At 68.6% G+C, this 16,239-nt stretch carries 17 protein-coding genes; 6 read left to right on the top strand and 11 right to left on the bottom strand.

Features of this window, described 5'->3' with window-relative positions:
- Positions 1 to 434 precede the first annotated feature (434 nt).
- The 4 genes from E1261_RS12350 to dut form a co-directional block, all read right to left on the bottom strand.
- Positions 435 to 1,157, bottom strand: coding sequence for a DUF3159 domain-containing protein (locus E1261_RS12350; protein ID WP_132405985.1), 723 nt, complete (start codon positions 1,155 to 1,157; stop codon positions 435 to 437).
- The gene (locus tag E1261_RS12345; protein WP_132169673.1) at positions 1,150 to 1,539 is read right to left on the bottom strand and encodes an OB-fold nucleic acid binding domain-containing protein; all 390 of its coding nucleotides are present in this window, start codon (positions 1,537 to 1,539) and stop codon (positions 1,150 to 1,152) included. The genes E1261_RS12350 and E1261_RS12345 overlap by 8 nt, the downstream gene beginning before the upstream one ends.
- Positions 1,540 to 1,559: 20 nt before the next feature.
- Positions 1,560 to 2,201 carry a DUF3710 domain-containing protein gene (locus tag E1261_RS12340; protein WP_132405983.1) on the bottom strand — a complete coding sequence of 214 codons (642 nt, stop codon included), beginning with the start codon at positions 2,199 to 2,201 and terminating at the stop codon, positions 1,560 to 1,562.
- Between the two features lie 78 nt (positions 2,202 to 2,279).
- Positions 2,280 to 2,732 (bottom strand): dUTP diphosphatase, encoded by a 453-nt coding sequence (dut, locus tag E1261_RS12335; protein WP_132405981.1) that lies wholly within the window; start codon positions 2,730 to 2,732, stop codon positions 2,280 to 2,282.
- 91 nt (positions 2,733 to 2,823) lie between these two features.
- Between dut and E1261_RS12330 the strand changes: the two genes are divergently transcribed.
- Complete coding sequence (locus E1261_RS12330) at positions 2,824 to 3,252, top strand: DUF3093 domain-containing protein (protein WP_238176162.1); 429 nt, start codon at positions 2,824 to 2,826, stop codon at positions 3,250 to 3,252.
- Between the two features lie 30 nt (positions 3,253 to 3,282).
- On the top strand, positions 3,283 to 3,597 hold the full coding sequence (locus E1261_RS12325) for a DUF4235 domain-containing protein (RefSeq protein ID WP_132405977.1): 315 nt from the start codon (positions 3,283 to 3,285) through the stop codon (positions 3,595 to 3,597).
- A 79-nt stretch (positions 3,598 to 3,676) separates the two neighbouring features.
- Here E1261_RS12325 and E1261_RS12320 read toward each other — a convergent pair whose 3' ends face one another.
- The 3 genes from E1261_RS12320 to E1261_RS12310 all read right to left on the bottom strand — a co-directional run bounded on the left by E1261_RS12320 (position 3,677) and on the right by E1261_RS12310 (position 6,149).
- On the bottom strand, positions 3,677 to 3,976 hold the full coding sequence (locus E1261_RS12320) for a DUF4193 domain-containing protein (RefSeq protein ID WP_130379292.1): 300 nt from the start codon (positions 3,974 to 3,976) through the stop codon (positions 3,677 to 3,679).
- Between the two features lie 296 nt (positions 3,977 to 4,272).
- Positions 4,273 to 5,064 (bottom strand): inositol monophosphatase family protein, encoded by a 792-nt coding sequence (locus E1261_RS12315; protein ID WP_132405975.1) that lies wholly within the window; start codon positions 5,062 to 5,064, stop codon positions 4,273 to 4,275.
- Positions 5,061 to 6,149, bottom strand: a complete 1,089-nt coding sequence (locus E1261_RS12310; protein ID WP_132405973.1) for a ferrochelatase — start codon at positions 6,147 to 6,149, stop codon at positions 5,061 to 5,063. Before E1261_RS12310 ends, E1261_RS12315 begins: the two co-directional genes overlap by 4 nt.
- A gap of 93 nt (positions 6,150 to 6,242) precedes the next feature.
- Here E1261_RS12310 and E1261_RS12305 point away from each other — a divergent pair, with 93 nt between their 5' ends.
- Positions 6,243 to 7,442, top strand: a complete 1,200-nt coding sequence (locus tag E1261_RS12305; RefSeq protein ID WP_132405971.1) for an MFS transporter — start codon at positions 6,243 to 6,245, stop codon at positions 7,440 to 7,442.
- A gap of 41 nt (positions 7,443 to 7,483) precedes the next feature.
- Positions 7,484 to 8,371, top strand: a complete 888-nt coding sequence (locus tag E1261_RS12300) for a MerR family transcriptional regulator (RefSeq protein ID WP_132405969.1) — start codon at positions 7,484 to 7,486, stop codon at positions 8,369 to 8,371.
- Between the two features lie 23 nt (positions 8,372 to 8,394).
- On the opposite strand, the gene E1261_RS12295 is transcribed toward E1261_RS12300, so the two are convergent.
- Both E1261_RS12295 and E1261_RS12290 read right to left on the bottom strand, forming a co-directional pair.
- Positions 8,395 to 9,000 carry a trimeric intracellular cation channel family protein gene (locus E1261_RS12295; protein WP_165952467.1) on the bottom strand — a complete coding sequence of 202 codons (606 nt, stop codon included), beginning with the start codon at positions 8,998 to 9,000 and terminating at the stop codon, positions 8,395 to 8,397.
- A 70-nt stretch (positions 9,001 to 9,070) separates the two neighbouring features.
- Positions 9,071 to 9,526, bottom strand: coding sequence for a hypothetical protein (locus E1261_RS12290; RefSeq protein ID WP_132405967.1), 456 nt, complete (start codon positions 9,524 to 9,526; stop codon positions 9,071 to 9,073).
- A 153-nt stretch (positions 9,527 to 9,679) separates the two neighbouring features.
- On the opposite strand from E1261_RS12290, the gene E1261_RS12285 reads away from it, so the two are divergent.
- Together E1261_RS12285 and fdhD are read left to right on the top strand one after the other, a co-directional pair.
- Positions 9,680 to 10,660, top strand: coding sequence for a phosphotransferase family protein (locus E1261_RS12285; RefSeq protein ID WP_132405965.1), 981 nt, complete (start codon positions 9,680 to 9,682; stop codon positions 10,658 to 10,660).
- Between the two features lie 10 nt (positions 10,661 to 10,670).
- Positions 10,671 to 11,504: a formate dehydrogenase accessory sulfurtransferase FdhD gene (fdhD, locus tag E1261_RS12280; RefSeq protein WP_132405963.1), complete on the top strand. Its 834-nt coding sequence runs from the start codon at positions 10,671 to 10,673 to the stop codon at positions 11,502 to 11,504.
- Here fdhD and E1261_RS12275 read toward each other — a convergent pair.
- Both E1261_RS12275 and E1261_RS12270 read right to left on the bottom strand, forming a co-directional pair.
- Positions 11,488 to 14,256, bottom strand: coding sequence for an AAA family ATPase (locus E1261_RS12275; RefSeq protein WP_132405961.1), 2,769 nt, complete (start codon positions 14,254 to 14,256; stop codon positions 11,488 to 11,490). The two genes, fdhD and E1261_RS12275, sit on opposite strands and share 17 nt — an antisense overlap.
- On the bottom strand, positions 14,253 to 15,383 hold the full coding sequence (locus tag E1261_RS12270; RefSeq protein ID WP_132405959.1) for a metallophosphoesterase family protein: 1,131 nt from the start codon (positions 15,381 to 15,383) through the stop codon (positions 14,253 to 14,255). The genes E1261_RS12275 and E1261_RS12270 overlap by 4 nt, the downstream gene beginning before the upstream one ends.
- Between the last annotated feature and the right edge of the window lie 856 nt (positions 15,384 to 16,239).

Raw genomic sequence — 16,239 nt, 5'->3', positions numbered from 1 at the left:
GTGCGTTAGTCGGAAGGTTTCTCAAATAGGGCCCAAAAGTTACCGACCACCGCAACGCCAAGCGCCGCAGCCATGGCCCGGAAAACGAGGGGATCTCCCCTCGAGTTGCTGGTTCTCCCCTCAAAATTTGACCAGAGAAGGGGCAACTTCAACGGATCTCCCCTCAAATGGCCAGGGCCGGGAGGGCGAGCGCCGTACGCGAGGGGATGTGGGGAGGATCCACCCCCCCGAATCCGTCCCGGATCCACCCCAAACCGGTTCGGGGACCGTCCGCGTGAGGGTGTGCGGAGGATCCACCTCCACATCCGTCGCCCATTCACCCCAACGGGTTCAGGGAGGGATTCGGCAGGGGATCCCTCCCTGTGGATTCCCCGTAACGTCCGCAAACACGCCGACCACGCCCTCCGATGGTTCGGACGTTAGGCGGGAGGGCGTCAGCTTTCGCGGGCGGGTTCTTCTGCCTTCTTCTCGGCCGGCTCCGGGGGCGGGGGTTGGGTGCCCTTGAGGAGGTGGGTGAAGTTTTCTTTGACTTCTTCCCACTTGTCTTCGGACATGGAGCCTCGGAGGACGGCGTAGGCGGCCCAGAGGGTCAGGGCGTAGAAGGGGAGGCCGAGGGCGATCTTGGCTACGCCCAGGGCGCTGACGCTGTCGGTGAGGTACAGCGGGACCATGACCGCCAGGCGGATGCCGACCTGGGCGGTGAAGACCATGGTCACCCGGGTCAGGGCTCGGTTCAGCTCGGCGTCTTTCCGCCAGGCGAGCCAGGTTTGCGTGATCGCGCCGTACAGGAGGCCGAACAGCGGATACCGGGTGATCAGCGTGATCGCGTAGAGCAGGAAGAAGCCTGAGTTCAGCAGGATGCCGGGGAGGAAGACGTCTTCTGCCTGGCCTGTGCGGGAGGCCGTGAACGCGGAGATGCCGACACCGACGAAGCCACCGATCACGTTGGCGATCGGCTTGCGCTGGATCAGCCGGATGATGCCGACCACGGCGGCGGCCGAGATCGCGACGATCAGGGCCAGCTTCAGGTCGTGGTCGCTGAAGGCGTAGACCACGGTGAACGCGATCCACGGCAGGCCGATGTCGACCAGCATGCCGACCCAGCCGAGCACCTGCTTGGTGGTGCTCTTCGGCGGGGTGGTCACAGTGTCAGCCATGGGCGGCCGTCGGGCGCAGCTCGTAGCGCGGGTTGAACATCACCCGGTCGCCGTCGACGACGCCGATCCGGCCGGAGGCGGTGAGCTCGGAGCCCGGGTGGATGCCGGCGATCTTGCGCCGCCCCAGCCAGACCAGCTTCACGGTGCCGGTGCCGTCGTACAACTCACCCTCCAAGGCCGGTACGCCGCCGCGCGGGCTGAACGTGATGGTCCGCAACGTGCCGTACAGCGTGACGACCTCGCGATCGCGGCAGCCGGTGATGGACCGCGCGCCACAGTCGTGCGCGTAGTCACGAAGGACCTCTGCATCCTGCTGGTCCCGGTCCCCGGCCAGCCCACGGAAGGCCCGCCGGAACAGGCCGGCGGGTTTGTCGCTACCCATAGTCGTGATTGTAGTCCGGGTTACGCCTGCTCCGTGCCCTCAACCGGCTGGGCACCTTCGGGCAGGCGCAGCGGCAGGGACTCACGCACGGCCATCGGCTCGTCACCGCGGACGACGATCACCTCACGCAGCGTCTGCTCGAGCGGCGCCGCGGCCTCCGGCTCGACCGCGGCGCGGCCGAGGATGGTGGCGCGCAGCAGCCAGCGCGGGCCGTCGACACCGACGACACGGGAGGTCTGGCTGTAGATCTTGCCGTCCGGGTCCTCGACCGGTACGACGAGCACCAGGTCGGTACCGAACGGGCTCTCGCTCTCGGTCGCCGTACCGCCCATCCGGGTCGCTTCGCCGGCGATCTCCTGACGGACCTCGTCCCAGATCCCACTGCGCTTCGGTGCGGCGAAGGCGCGCAGCTCCAGCGCCGACTCCTCGACGACCAGCAGGATCGCCTGGACCTGGCCGGACTCCTCGTCGACCTGCAGCCGCAACTCCATGCCCGGCAGGCCGCTGATGACGAGGGCGCCCAGGTCGATCCGGTCCTCGGCCTCGAGCAGCTCCGGGTCCACCTCGGTGGAGTCGAACGGGCCCTCGGCGCGGGGACCGGCCGTCTCAACGGCGGTCTCGGTCTCGGGCTCTTCGTTCTTGTCCTTACGGCGGAAAATCACGGTACTTGCCTACTTCCTGAGTCGTTTCCTGCAGCGGCGGTAGTCTCCCGCATTCGTGGTGTCACCCGTCGCACCTGATCAGCGTGTCACAGTGCCGAAGCCGCCCGTCGAGCCGTGCCCGCCCTCGCCACGGTCGGAGCCGGGCAGCGTGGTGACCTCGACGAACTTCGCCTTCTCCACTTGCTGAACGACCAGCTGCGCGATTCTGTCCCCACGCTTCAGGGTCACCTCGGCCTGCGGGTCGAGATTGATCAGGCAGACCTTGATCTCACCCCGGTAGCCCGCATCCACGGTGCCCGGTGCGTTCACGATCGACACCCCGTGCTTGGCGGCCAGACCGGACCGCGGGTGCACGAGGGCGACGTACCCGTCCTGCAAGGCGATCGCTATGCCGGTGCCGACCAGGCCGCGCTCGCCGGGTTTGAGGGTGATGTCGGAGACCGCCACCAGGTCCGCGCCGGCATCGCCGGGATGCGCGTACGCCGGGATCGGCAGGTCGGGGTCGAGTCGCTGGATCAGAACCTCGGTCACGAGAGGCGACCCTACCGATGCTCTCCGAAAGGCTGCATGCCAGGCTGGCGCTGTGGGTCAATCTCTGGGTGTTTACCGCGAAAGACTGAGCGTGCCGGTGTCCTGGTGGATCATCTCCGCCGCTGCAGTGGTGACGCTGTTCGCCATCACTGCCGTCCCGGCCGGACTGCTGGCCGGCGTGATCGTCGGCGCCATCGCGCTGCTGGTGCTACTAGCTCTCCTGATCCGGTACGGCGGCGCCCGGGTCGAGGTGGATGCGGAACGCCTCCGCGCCGGCCGCGCGGTCATCGAGCGGGCGCATCTCGGCGCAGCCGAGGCTCTGACCGGCGAGGCCGCCCGGAACGCCTTCGGCCGCGACTGCGACCCGCAGGCCTTCCTCTTGCTGCGCAGCTACGCCCGCGGCGCGGTCCGGGTCGCAATCACCGATCCGGACGACCCAGCGCCGTACTGGGTGCTCGCCACGCGGCACCCTGAGCGATTGGCGGCCGCTCTGAGCGGGCACAGCGTGACAAGATCCTGACTGTCAGGCAATTCGTTAGGAGGGCACGTCGTGGTCGGAGCCAAGATCGGCTGGAAGCTGCTGCAGACCGCCTTCTCGGTCGCAGTCGGTATCGCAGCCAGCAAGGCCGTCAGTACCGCCTGGAAGGTCGGCTCGGGCGGTAAGCCGCCGAAGAAGGGCCAGGGCGGGTACCTCGAGGTAGCCGCGTGGGCAGCGGCCAGTGCGGCCGCGGCTGCGGTGGCGACGGTGTTCGCCGAGCGGCAGGCAGCGTCGTACTACCTGAAGTCCACCGGGCACCCGCCTCCGGGCTGGGAGCAGGACTCAACCGTCCGCAGCGGGCTCGTGAAGAGCATCGACAAGGACTGATTCGGACACGACGACGGGACCATCCTCGCTGAGGACGGTCCCGTTGTCGTTGGTGTCGAACGAAGAAGAGGGCGCTGTGTCAGGCTGCGCAGTCGCGGCAGATCAGCTGCCCGTTCTTCGTCTCTGCGAGCTGGCTGCGGTGGTGAACCAGGAAGCAGCTCGAACACGTGAACTCGTCGGCCTGGCGTGGCAGCACCCGCACTGCCAGCTCTTCGTGACTCAGGTCGGCACCGGGCAGCTCGAAGCTCTCGGCCGCCTCCGCCTCGTCCTCGTCGACCTTGCCGGAGTTCTTGTCGTGACGGCGAGTCTTCAGTTCCTCGATCGACTCTTCGGAAGCGTCTTCGTCCGTCTTGCGCGGGGCGTCGTAATCAGTCGCCATGGTGTTCCCTGCCCTCTTCGTACCCGTGGTGTTGCCTTGCTGAGCCCTTGAACGGGTGGAGCGGCCGAGAAATTCCGCGCTGAGGGACAGCGCCGAACGTTTCGTCCCCCGAAACCCTTGACAGCCAGGCCGGGAGCGGCAACTTCCGCTCCCGAGGACGGGATTGTGCCCTATCGAGGGCCCTTCGCGCGCGCCGGGGTCCAACTTGTGACCCGCGTGTCGCAGTTATTGTCAGTACCGAACAATTGAATGCTCATTACTGCGCAGTTCGAGCAGAAACGCGCACTCAAGTGCAGTTAGGCGCGCAGTGGGTCCGCACCTGCCAGCAGGTCGTGGAAGGGCCCGAAAAGCTCCGGAGCGGCGGCGATCGACATCTCCGGGGAGACCGGCTCCCCGTGCATCCCGCCGACCTTCGCACCGGCCTCGGAAGCGATCAGCGCGCCGGCGCCGTAGTCCCACGGGTTCAGCCCGCGTTCGTAGACCGCGTCCAGCCGGCCGCAGGCGACGTAGCAGAGGTCGATCGCGCCGACCCCGATCCGGCGGATGTCACGGACCTTCGCGATCAGGTGCGAGATCACCTCGGCCTGGACCTGGCGGCGTACCGGGTCGTAGCCGAAGCCGGTGCCGACCAGAGCCTTCGCCAGCTCGGAGCAGTCCGAGGACCGGATCGGCTTGCCGTCGAGGAACGCCCCGCCGCCGAGGGTCGCCGTGAACACCTCGCCCTTCGGCGCGTCCACGACCACCCCGGCGACCGTCGTACCGTCGACCTCGACAGCGATCGAGACGGCGTACGTCGGGTGGTCGTAGAGGTAGTTGACCGTGCCGTCGATCGGGTCGACCACCCAGCGCACCCCGCTGGTACCGACCACGTCGTCACCCTCCTCACCGAGGAACGAGTCGTCCGGCCGGGCCTGCAGCACCCGGGCCCGGATCAGCTCCTCGGACTCGCGGTCGACCGCGGTGACCACGTCGGTGATGGTGCTCTTGGTATCGGCGACCGTGATGGTCCCCCGGCGCCGCTCGACGATCAGTGCCGCCGCTTCCTCGGCGACCGTCACGGCGAGCTTCAGCAGGTCCTGGGAGTTCATGCAGATTCCTTCACAGCAGATGGTCGGGCCGGTCGGCGAAGCGCCGGACAGCAGTCGTGGCGGCAGTCGTCCCAGGCGGCGCCGAGCTTGCCGACACACGGCCGCTCCGGCTGCTCACCGCGCTCGGCGGCGGCCCGCTCGACGACCAGGTCGCGCAGCATGGTGACGAACCGCTCGTCGGTCCCGGGCGTCGCGGCCCGGGCCATCGGCAGCCGGAGCTTCTCGGCGGTCGCGGCGGCCTCCGTGTCGAGGTCGTAGATGACCTCCATGTGGTCGCTGACGAACCCGATCGGTACGACGGCCACCCCGGGTACCCCCTCGGCCGCCAGTGCCTCCAGATGGTCGTTCACGTCCGGCTCGAGCCACGGCATCTGCGGCGGGCCTGACCGCGAGCAGTAGACGAGGTCGGTACGCCGGGACTGCCCGGTACGGCGCTCCAGCTCCGCATCGATCTCCGCAGCCACGTCCAGGTGCCAGTCGACGTACCCGTTGCCGTCCGGACCGCTGGTGTCGTTCATCGCGTTCGGGATCGAGTGGGTGACGTACGCGACCGCACTGCCCTCGGGGAGCGTGCTCAACGCGTCAGCAGTCGCCTCGACGAACGAGCCGACGAAACCCGGGTGGTTCGCGTAGTGGCGCAGCTTGTCGAGACGCGGCGCGTTCGGTACGTCGCGGGCCGCGTCCTCGAGGTTCTCGCGGTACTGCCGGCAGCCCGAGTACGACGGGTAGGCGGCCGTCACGATCACCACCGCCCGCTGGATACCGTCGGCCGCCATCTCCCGCAGGGTGTCGGTGAGGTAGGGCGCCCAGTTCCGGTTGCCCCAGTAGATAGGGAGCTCCAGACCGGCCTCCGCGAACGACTCCCGCAGCGCGGCCAGCAGCGCGCGGTTCTGGTCGTTGATCGGGCTCTTGCCGCCGAACGAGTAGTAGTGCTCGCCGACTTCCTTCAGCCGCTCGTCCGGGATGCCCCGGCCCCGGGTCACGTTCTGCAGGAAGGGCAGCACGTCGTCGGGCTTCTCGGGTCCTCCGAAGGACAGCAGGAGGACGGCGTCGTACGGGGCAGCATCTGGGGTACCGACGGGCATAGATCCAGTCTCTCAGCCCGGTGGGAACGGTGGTGCGCGGGGCGGTAGGTCGATGTCAGGACCAAGTCCGCGAGCAGCTAAGGTGCAATTGCCATGCTGAAGCCTTACGTCCACCTGATGCGCCGTCCCGGCGCCGGCGCGTTCTTCAGTGCCGGGGTCCTCGGCCGGATGCCGATCTCGATGACCGGCCTCGGTGTCGTCATCCTGATCGCCCGGGAGAGCGGCTCGTACGGCCTGGCCGGTGCGGTCTCCGGCGTGGCCGTCGTCGCGGGTGCGGTGACCGGCCCGATCCAGGGCCGGCTGGTCGATCGCTTCGGCCAGCGGATGCTGCTGATCGTGGGGTCGGTGCTCTGCACGGTCGGGCTTGCCGGTCTGCTGGTTGCGGTCCGCGCGGACGCACCGACCTGGCTGCTCTACGTACTCGCGTTCGTTGCCGGTGGCACCCGTCCGCAGGTCGGCTCCTTCGTCCGGGCCCGCTGGACGCATCTGCTCGGCCGCGGCCGGGCGCTGCAGACGGCGTTCGCGCTGGAGGCGGTCGGCGACGAGGTCGTCTTCATCATCGGTCCGGTCGTGGTCACCTTCCTCGCGACCGAGATCAGCCCGTACGCCGGTCTCGCCACGGCCGGCGTACTCGGTCTGCTCGGTGGCCTGTGGCTCGCGTTCCTGCGCGGCTCGGACCCGCCTGGCCGGGGCAAGTCGAATGGCAAGGAGCAGGCACCGATGCCGTGGGTGTCGATCGCCCTGCTCAGTCTGATCGGCCTGGGGCTCGGCGCGACCCTCGGTGGTGCTGAGGTGATCACGGTCGCCTTCGCCACCTTCAAGGGTCAGGCGAGTATGGCCGGCGTCGTACTGGCCGTCTGGGCGTTCGGCAGCCTGCTGGCCGGACTCTGGTACGGCTCGGTGCACTGGCGGGCTCCGGTCGAACGCCGCCTGCTGATCGGGACCATCGTGCTCGCGATCAGCCTGGCCCCACTCCCCTGGGTCGACAGCGTCTGGCTGCTCGGTGTCGTCCTGTTCTGCTGCGGTATGACGATCGCCCCGACCATGGTCGCGGTCACCGCGTGCGTCGAGGAATGGGTCCCGCCCGAGCGCCTCACCGAAGCCATCACCTGGACCGTCACCGGCATCCTGCTGGGCGTTGCCCCCGGCAACGCGGCCGCCGGCCACGCAGTAGACCTCTGGGGCCCCTCTGACGCCTACTGGGTCCCCGTAGCCGTAGGCATCGCCTGCGCCGTCATCGCCGCCGCCTCCATCACCTTCGCCCGCCCCAGAACCACCTTCGCCCACAACTAGAATTTGCATCTCCTCCTAGGGGAGATGTGAGGGTTCCGGGCATGGACCATTCGATCGGTGAGATCGCGCTTCGAGCAGGCGTCACGGTGAAGGCCGTGCGCTACTACTCGGACCTCGGCCTGCTCGATTCCTGGCGCGCACCGCCGGGGCATCGCAGGTACGACGAGGATGCGGTGGGCCGGCTCGAGCTGATCCGACGGCTGCGTGCACTGGGCATCGACCTACCGACTGTCCGGGCCGTGCTGACCGGCGAACGCACGCTCTCCGACGTGGCCACCGCACGTGCCGAGGCGCTGGCAGTGCAGATCCGCACTCTCCAGCTCCGGCAGGCAGTGTTGCGCGTGGTCGCCCAACGCCCTGAGGAGATCCATCAGATGTCTGACTTCACCGAGTTCGACGACGACCGCCAGGCGCTCGTCACCGACTTCCTGGACGCCGTCATCGGCGACGATCCCGAGTTGCGGGGGATCCGGCAGACGCTCACGCCCGAGCTGCCCGACGACGCCGCCGACCACCAGGTCTGCGCCTGGCTCGAGCTCGCCCAGATGCTGCCGGACGCCGCCTTCCGCGCGACCGTCCGGCAGATGGTCGCCGACTGGCGCTCCGACTGGCGCGCCGACGATCTCCGGCCCGGTGTCGTCGCCGCCCTTCGCCAACGTGTTGGCCCGGCCCTCGCGGCGGCCATCGATCCGGCCTCACCGGAGGCTCGTGCGATGGTCGACGAGATCACGGCCGACTATGCACGACAGCTCGGCAAACCCGCCGACCACGAGCTGCGCACCCGGCTGAGCAGTCTGCTCGAGACAGCCGGGGATCCGCGGTGGTTCCGGTACCTCCGGCTGCTCGCCGCGGTCAACGGGTGGCAGGACCCCGAGCCGTTGCAGCCGATCTACGACTGGACGCGGACAGCCCTCCGGCACGCCGGTTAGGGCGTGTCTCTTAAGTCCGCGCCCTAGGGCGTGCGAGGTAGGGGTGCGTTCCAGCCGCGGCGGATGGCGAGGAGGCGGATGGTGAAACAGGTGAGCACGGCGGCATACGAGACCCAGAGGGCGTGGTAGTCGAGGGCTGCCGCGACTACCACGATGGTGGCTCCGAGGAAGGCCGGGGTCGCGTAGATCTCCCGACGGAGTACGACGGGGACGCGCCCGCTCAATAAGTCTCGGATGACGCCACCGCCGATGCCGGAGATCGTGCCGAGCAGTGCGGCCGACAGCGGCGACAGGCCGTACGAGACGGCCTTCAGTGCGCCGGTCACGCAGAACAAGCCGAGGCCTGCCGCGTCGAAGATGTTCACCAGCCGCTCGAGCCGCTCGATCCCCGGATGGAGGAAGAACGTGAGCAGCCCGGCAACGATCGGTACCACGAGATAACGCCAGTCCTTCAGCGCAGCCGGCGGCGTCGCACCGATCAGTACGTCGCGGATGAACCCACCGCCCAGCCCGGTCACCAACGCCAGCACCTGGATCCCGAACACATCCAGCTGCTTGCGAACCCCGACCAGCGCGCCGGTGATCCCGAACACGAAGATCCCGACCAGATCCAGCACCTGCAAAGCCACAGTCGCACGGTATTCCAGTTCCCCCGGCAGACCGCGCGGACACCCTGAGGCACCCGCGCGGTCGCTCAGCTCAGCAGGGGCGAACCGTGTAGACCGGGGTCAGGTCTCTGACCTCGTGCACCCCCTGCCCTGCAGTCCCGAAGGAGTACAGATGGTTGCTGCTGGCGCCGTACATGCTGACGATCGCACCGCCAGTCTGGTTGTTCTTGAGCGCTCCCTGGCCGTACGCCTCCGACAGGCGGTACGTGGTGCACGCGTACATGTCGAAGACCCGCCAGTTGCCGCCCGGCTCGTTGTACACAGCCAGGCATGCCCGGCCGGACCGGCAGTTGTAGTCGTCGAAGTCGTACCGGCCGACGTAGGTTGCGCGTTCCGGTGCGGGCGACATCCCCGGCGTCCCGGCCATCACCGCGGCGGGCTGCGCGACAACCGCCGGAGCCTCCTTCGCCGCAGCCTGCAACGACCCACCGGCCAGTGCCATCCCCAGCGCCGCCAGCGTGATGCCGATCATGCGTCCCTTGTGCATATATCCCAACCCTTCGGAGCAGCTCGAACGAGAAATTTCGCTGCGATGCTAAACGGCGACAGCCCTGCTCCGCTCAACCTTTCGATCTGGGTTTCAAGGTGTCCGGATAAACCCCGCGCGGCGGCGGCCTCCGGCGCTCTATCGTCTGTGGGCATGAGCGGTCCACCTGATGTCGATTACCGTGCCACCTCGCTGCGTCCGACCTGGGACGCGCTGCCGGAGGCTCTCAAGCATGCCCTGTCCGTTGCCCTGGGCACCGATATCGTCGACGCCTCCCCCTCGGTCACCTCCGGGTTCACCGGCGGGTTCGCGGCGCCGGTCCGCCTCGCCGACGGCCGCCGGGTGTTCGTGAAGGCGTCCGACAACACCCTGCACTCGTACGGCGCCTATCAGCGCGAGGCCGAGGTGGTCCCGCAGCTCCCGGACGCGGCCCAGGCTCCGGCAATCATCACCACGGCGCGGACCGACGACTGGTTCGCGGTGGTGTCGGAGTGGGTGGATGCACGGATGCCGGGCGCACCGTGGACGGCTGCGGACTTCGCGGTCGTGACGGCAAGGTGCGAGGCATTGGCGGACGCAATGACGCCGAGCCCGATCGCCGGGCTGGACACGTTCCTGATGGATCTGGAGTCCGGGGAGTCGGCATTGCTGGTGCCCGAGCAGATCCTGGCCGGAGACCGTCCGCTACCCCGTGGGCTGCAGGAATGGGTGCCGCGAGTACTCCCCGAGTTGGCCGACCTGATGAACGCCGTACCGGATGCACTGTCAGGCACCGCTGCCACGCACGGCGATCTGCGACCGGACAACCTGCTGGTCGACACCACCGGCACCTGCTGGACGGTCGACTGGAACTGGCTGGCCCTCGGTCCGCGCTGGATGGACTGGGTCGGTCTGCTGCCGGTCGCGCAGCACCAAGGCATCGACACCGGTACGGCGATCCGCAGCAGCTCGCTGACTGCCGACGTACCGGCTGATGAGCTGGACTGCTTCATCGCGGTGATCGCGGCGTACATGCTGAAGAACCCCGACACGCCACCTCCGCACGGCACCACCCCGGCGCTCCGGGAGCACCAACGCTTCTACGCGTGGACGTTCCTGGACTGGCTGGCCACCCGACGTGGATGGACCGCCTAACGTAGACCGTATGACCAAGGCTCCGACCACCCGCTTCAAGGTCGAGGTGCTCGACGGCGAGCGCACCTCGCGGCGTGAGGACGTCGTCGTCACCGAGGAGCCGCTCGAGCTCCGGCTCGAGTGGCCCGGCCGCGCACCGGAGCCGCTCACGGTGACGATGCGTACCCCGGGATCGGACTTCGAGCTCGCCGCCGGGTTCTGTCTCGGCGAGGGGTTCGCGGTCCGCCCGGGTGCGATCACCACCGTTGCCTACTGCACCGACAACAAGCTGACCCGCGAGCAGCAGTTCAACACCGTGACGGTCACCTTCGACGGCCCGCCGGACCGCGAACCACCCCAGCGGTACGGCGTCACCTCGGCCGCCTGCGGAGTCTGCGGCCAGCAGTCCCTCGACGAACTCGCCGAGCGCGACTACGACCCGGTCGACCCGGTCGAGGTCGACATCGACGTGGTACGGCGGCTGCCGGATCTGCTCCGGGAAGCCCAGCCCACGTTCTCCCGCACCGGAGGTCTGCACGCGGCGGGCCTGTTCACCACGGACGGCCGCAAGGTCGTGGTCCGCGAGGACGTCGGCCGGCACAACGCGGTCGACAAGGTGGTCGGCTACACCGTGCTCAACCAGCAGCCGCGCAACGGCCTGGTGCTCGCGGTCAGTGGTCGCGTCGGGTACGAGATCGTCCAGAAGGCGGTCGCGGCCGGTCTCGGGATGATCGTCGCGGTCGGCGCGCCATCGAGCCTGGCCGTCGATCTCGCGCGGCAGTTCGGCGTGACGGTGGCCGGCTTCGCGCGAGGTGAGCGGTGTGTGATCTACAGCAACCCGGAGCGGATCATCCGTCCAGCTTGATGAAGGTCGCCTTCGGGACGTACTCGTAGCGGTCCGGCATACAGGTCAGGATGATGACCTGCCCGTGATCCCCGGCCCGACCGAGCAGCGCACCCATGTCGCGCAGCCGGGCCTTGTCGGACCAGCCGAGCGCATCGTCGAAGATCACCGGCACACTGCCATCTCCGGTGCTGACCAGGTGGCTGATCGCGAGCCGAGTGATGATCGCGAGCTGCTCCTGTGCCCCCGTCGACAACGCCTCGATCGGCAACCGCACGCCGTCCAGCTCACGTTCGGCGACCGCCAGATCGTCATCCAGCCAGATCTTGAACGAAGGCCCGTAGACACTGCGTCCCAGCGCCTCGATGCGCGTCTGCAGCGGCTCCGAGTACTTCGTCTGTGCAGCAGCGCGATGCCGCCCCAACGTCTCGTAGACCCGTCGCGCTGCCTCAGCCCGCCGCCGCAGGCTCTCGTGCTCCGAACGGATCGCGGCCAACTCCAGCTCGGCCACATCCCGCCGAGTCGCCATACCGTCACGCCCGGACTGCTCCAACCGTCCCTCGGTCGTCCGCAACGCATCGCGCAAGGTGTCCCGCTCCCCCTGCATCCGCGTAGCGACCGCCAGCGCGTCGGTCAGCTCACCGGCCGCCTGATCCGCCCCGGCCGCATCGGCCTGCTCCTGGACCGCGGTGAACTCCTCAAGCACCGCCTCGACCTCGGCCATGGCCTCTGCCTCGGCTGCAGTCACGGCGTCGTCATCGAGCACCGCCCGCGCCGCCTTGAGCGCGTCAATCGCCGCAGCTAGCCGTTCCCCTGCGATCTCAGACCGGGCCCGCGCCTGCTGCGCCTCGGACCGATCCTCATCTGCAGCCTTGCGGGCCTGCGCCGCCGCGAACTCGGCCTCCGTCAGCAACCGCTCGACACCAGCCAGCTCGGCCCGCGCATCATCCAGTTGGCGTTGCGCACCGGTCAGATCGTCCGGCGGCGGTGTGGGGAGTTCGAAGTCGTCGAAGAGCGTGTCGAGCGGGGAGACAAACTCCTCGAACAACGACATCTGCCCCGGCACGCCCTCGACGGCCGCCTGCTTCGAACCACTCTGCTCGTCCTCGTCATCCGCCCCGATCCCGAGCCGCGCGGTCAGCACCGCGATCCGCTCCCCCGGGTCACCTGCGGACGTCAACGACTTCTCGGTACGACGAGCCTCCTGCAACTCGGCCGACGCCGTATCGGCCTTCCGCAACTGCTCACGCGCAGCCGCGACGTCCTTCACGCCGGCCTTCTTCAGCAGCTCCTTCTCACGCCGTACCGCCTCGTCGACCCGCGACCGCAGGGTCGCCGCCTCACCACCCGCGCGCACGGTGACCTCGACCTGACCCGGTACGCCGACGACCAGCTCGCCCGAGACCAGCAGCTCGGCCGTCTCGTCGAACCCAAGCTCCTTCGGAACCCGCGCTCTCTGGGCGGCCTCGACACCCTTCCCCGACAACTCGACCGGCTCCGCGCCAAGCCGCCGTACGACGACCTCCGGCACGCCGGCCGCCAGCGCCGCGCGCGCCTCAACCACCGCGGCGCGAGCATCCTCCAGCGCCGCGAACAATCCGTCGTCGACCTTGATCTTGTCCAGGATCGCCGCAGCCGTCACGATCCGGGCGCGGACGTCGATCAGCTCGGTCTGCTGGCCGACCAGCCGCTCGAGCTCGGCCTGATCGACCAGGTGACTGACCCGACGCTCGGCGTCCTGCACGTCGGTACGACGCATGTCCTTGAGCTCGATCACCTCCGTCAGCGCCGCCTCGGCTGCCTGCACGGTCTCGGCCGCGGCCTTGGCGACGGTGTCGGCATCGGTACGACGTTCCGCCAGCTCGGCATCGATCTTGGTGAACCGCTCGACCTCGTCGAGGAGTCGCTCCCGCTCTTCCCGGGTCCGGGTGTGGTTCACCAGCCGGGCGCGCGCGGTCTCGGCCTTCGAGCGGACGGTGTCGCGGCGGAGCAGAATCTCGTCGGTCGCCTGCTTGCGCTCGCGGACCTCCTCGACCGTGGTCAGGTGATCGGCCAGCCGGCTGTCGACGTCGGCCAGGTCAAGCGTCAACCGCTCGGCCCGGCGGATGTCCTGCTGGACCTCCTCCATCGCCTTCAATGCCTGCGCCGCTTGCAGCTCGGCCGCGGCGACTGCCTTCTCCGACTTCGCGAAGTCGCCAGTCGCCCGGCCGCCACGTGTCCAGTACCGCAGGTACTCGTGCTCGACCGCACTCACCAACGGCATCGACGCGCCGTCGACCGGCGTACCGGACTCGGCCGTGACGGCGGTGATCAGCGGCTCGGCATCGGCCGGCGTCGGCAGGATCAGCGACTGCCCCTGACTCACCATCAACGTCTGCCACAGCACCGGGTCGACGTTGTCGTGGAAGAGCCGCTCCGCCTCGTTGTGCGCCTCGCGCCCGGTCCACGCCGTACGGCGGCCGTCGGGATCGACGATCGCCAGCTCGGTCACCCGGTTCTTCAGCCAGCGCTTGGTGTACGTGAGCTCGCGACCGCCCAAGGTCAGCTCGGCGGTCACCTCCGGAGCGACGTCCTGGCCGACCGGCTGGATGTCGCGGATCCGGGTCGACTTCGAATCGTCGGGCAGGTCAAAGATCAGTCCGAACGCCTCGACCAGACTGGACTTGCCGACCTCGTTGTCACCGACCACGACCGTCGTCCCGAGAGCAGGCAGCCGAACAGTACGGTCCTTGACGCCGCGGAAGTTCCGCAGCGTCAGAGAGTGCAGCCTCATCCCGCGTCCCGCGCCAATCGGTGCATCAACGACAGCGCGACACCCGCACCCTCGTCCCCACCGGCCAGCGCCTGACGCAACTCCTCCATCGCCGCCCGGGCCGGACCGCTCAGCTGCAGCGCATCCAGATCCGCCGCATCCGGTGCCGGCCGCACAGTCCAGAACTTCGCCCACTTCTCAACGCTGGCGAACGCCTCACCCTGTACGTCGATCATCGTGTCGAGGCGGCTGAGCAACGGAAGGCTCAGCGAACCGTCTCCCGCCAGCCGCACGTACGTGCGCTCCTTGTCCGGCAGCTCCGCGAACCAGTCCTCCAGCGCCGTCAGCGACTCCTCGTCGAACAACTCCACATGATGATCCACCATGTGCCAGGCGCCGACCCGGATCGGCTCGACCTCAATGCTGCTCTGGCTGACAGTCACCTTCAGCACGTTGCCCGGATCGGTCTCCTCCGGGGTGGTGACCTCCTGCGTCCCGGAGAACCAGATCCGGTCGGTCACCTTGGTCGTCGAATGGCGGTCGCCGAGGCCGACGTACTGGACCTTCTTGGCAGCCACTGCGGCCTCGAGTGCCGCCTGGTCGATCGGTGGCACCTCGGACATGCCACCGCTCAAGCTGAGCAACTGCCCATGCACGAGCAGGACTCGCGTCGTACCGGCTGGTGCCGGCTCGAGGTTGGTGTAGGCGGCCGCGGCCGGGTCGGACGTCGGCCGCCGCGACCGCCACGGCGCCCCGACAACCTCGACCCCCGGCACGATCTCGATCGGTGTCGTGTCAGTCAGCACGATGACGTGCTCCGGCGCATGCGCCTGCCACTGACTCGACGTCCACAACGAACCGGGCTCGAGCGCATCATGGTTCCCCGGCAACAGCACCACCGGCACGGGGATCCGCTTCAGCGCCTCACACGCCCGCAGGATCGTCTGCCGCTCCACCTGGTTGTGCTCGAACACATCCCCGGTCACCACCACGAACGCGGCCCCGGTCCGCTCCGCAACCTCCCCGATCCGCGCGACAGCATCCAGCCGGCCCTGCCCCCACCGGGCCTGACCGTCCGGCCCCAGGAACCGGCGCAGCATTCCCAGCTGCCAGTCCGAACTGTGCAGAAACGTGATCGAGTCGTCCATTGCGCTGAGAACGCTAACCCGACCAGCCACCCCCGCCCAACCCAACACACCTCCAACCCAGTGACCGACCACACTCCGGACACCAATCCCCCGTCCAAGCGCCCCGCTCCGGGCGCGCACACTACCCACGCCGCGTGCTCCCCGTTCGCCCCGCTGCCCCTGCCGGCCGCGTCGCCAAGGACACGTAGTAGTCGGCCCCGGCGCTCTCCCGCACCCGCTGCTGAGCCTGAAGCGCAGCGCGCGAGCCACACCACTACGTGTCGTCACCGACACATCCGGCGGCGGGCCGACTTTGAGCACGCACCAGCCATCCACGAGCCAGTCGAGTGGTCGGCAGGAGCACAAGGACCGCAGCCCCGACCTTGAGCACGTACCAACCACCGACGCGGCGCGGAAACGGTTGATGGGAGCACAAGGTGGACCGCAGCCTCGACCTTGAGCACGCATCAACCACCCGCGCGGCGCGGAGACGGTTGATGGGAGCACAAGGTGGACCGCAGCCCCGACCTTGAGCACGCATCGACCACCGGCGCGGCGGGGAAACGGTTGGTGGGAGCACAAGGTGGGCGGGGCTTGGACCTTGAGCACGGATCGACCACCGGCGCGGCGGGGAAACGGTTGGTGGGAGCACAAGGTGAGGCGGGGCTTGGGCCTTGAGCACGCATCAACCACCCGCGCGGCGGGGAAACGGTTGGTGAGGGCACAAGGTGGGCGGGGCTTGGACCTTGAGCACGGATCGACCACCGGCGCGGCGGGGAAACGGTTGGTGGGAGCACAAGGTGGGGCGAGGGCTTGGGCCTTGTGCACGGATCGACCATCTGCGGGGGTGGGGAAACGGTTGGTTGGGGGCACAAGG

Source organism: Kribbella albertanoniae (assembly GCF_004348455.1).
GTDB lineage: Bacteria > Actinomycetota > Actinomycetes > Propionibacteriales > Kribbellaceae > Kribbella > Kribbella albertanoniae.
Note: the sequence above shows the minus strand (reverse complement) of the source record. Positions and strands in the feature narration are given on the sequence as shown.